The organism is Streptococcus sp. GMD4S, from assembly GCF_000296955.1.
On the sequence record NZ_AJRE01000442.1, the window covers coordinates 1 to 1516 of the forward strand.

At 45.0% G+C, this 1516-nt stretch carries 2 protein-coding genes; both read left to right on the forward strand.

Going from position 1 to position 1516, the window contains the following annotated elements; genetic code table 11:
- Positions 1 to 1088 (forward strand): penicillin-binding transpeptidase domain-containing protein (locus GMD4S_RS10590; protein ID WP_000320675.1); only part of this gene is annotated, 1088 nt, incomplete at its 5' end.
- 10 nt (positions 1089 to 1098) lie between these two features.
- On the forward strand, positions 1099 to 1516 hold a 418-nt coding region (gene recR, locus GMD4S_RS10595; protein WP_000966753.1), incomplete at its 3' end, for a recombination mediator RecR.

Here is a 1516-nt window from a genome sequence, read left to right on the forward strand (position 1 = left end):
GTGTGGACGACCTACTCAAGAGCTACTTCAACTCAGAGTTGGGTAACGGTGGAGCAAAGTACTCTGAAGGAGTCTACGCTGTAGCTCTCAATCCTAAAACCGGTGCAGTTCTGGCCATGTCTGGTGTCAAGCATGATGTCGAATCCGGTAAATTAAGTTCAGATTCGCTTGGAACGATAACCAATGTCTTTGTGCCAGGATCTGTTGTTAAGGCGGCGACCATCAGCTCTGGTTGGGAAAATGGAGTCTTGTCAGGTAATCAAACCTTGACAGACCAGCCGATTGTTTTCCAAGGTTCGGCCCCTATCAATTCATGGTATACCTTGTCCTATGGCTCTTTCCCTATCACAGCAGTTGAGGCTTTGGAATACTCTTCTAATACCTACATGGTTCAAACTGCGCTAGGAATCATGGGACAAACCTACACACCAAATATGACAGTCGCAACGGGACAGTTAGAGACTGCAATGGGCAAATTGCGATCAACCTTCGGGGAATATGGACTCGGAGCTTCAACAGGAATTGACCTCCCAGATGAGTCAACTGGTTTTATACCAAAAGAGTATAATTTTGCTAATTACATTACCAATGCCTTTGGTCAGTTTGATAACTACACCCCAATGCAATTGGCCCAGTACGTTGGAACTATTGCCAACAACGGTGTTCGGATTGCCCCCCACATTGTTGAGGGGATTTATGGAAACAACGAACAAGGTGGCTTAGGGAACTTAATCCAATCTGTTGAAACCAAGGAAATGAATAAAATTAATATTTCTGAGTCTGATGTTTCCATCCTCCAACAAGGATTTTATCAAGTGTCACATGGTGGTAGTGCTTTGACAACCGGTCGTGCCTTTTCAAATGGCGCAGCGGTATCCATTAGTGGAAAAACTGGTACTGCCGAGAGTTATGTTGCGGGAGGTCAAGAAGCTAACAATACTAATGCTGTGGCCTATGCACCATCAGATAATCCTCAAATCGCTGTAGCTGTTGTCTTTCCTCATAACACCAACCTTACAAATGGTGTCGGACCTTCCATTGCGCGCGATATTATCAACCTCTATAACCAACATCATCCAATGAATTAGAAAGGAACATATGCTTTATCCAACACCTATTGCCAAGCTAATTGACAGTTATTCGAAGTTACCGGGTATCGGGATTAAGACGGCTACCCGTCTGGCCTTCTATACTATTGGAATGTCTGATGACGATGTCAATGAATTTGCTAAAAATCTCCTTTCTGCTAAGAGAGAGCTGACCTACTGTTCCATCTGCGGTCGCCTGACTGATGACGATCCTTGCTCTATCTGTACGGATCCGACTCGAGACCAGACAACCATCTTGGTGCTAGAGGATAGTCGCGATGTGGCTGCTATGGAAAATATCCAAGAATACCACGGACTCTATCATGTCTTGCATGGCCTTATTTCTCCGATGAATGGCATCAGCCCAGACGATATCAACCTCAAGAGTCTCATGACCCGTCTCATGGATAGTGAGGTTTCAGAGGTGA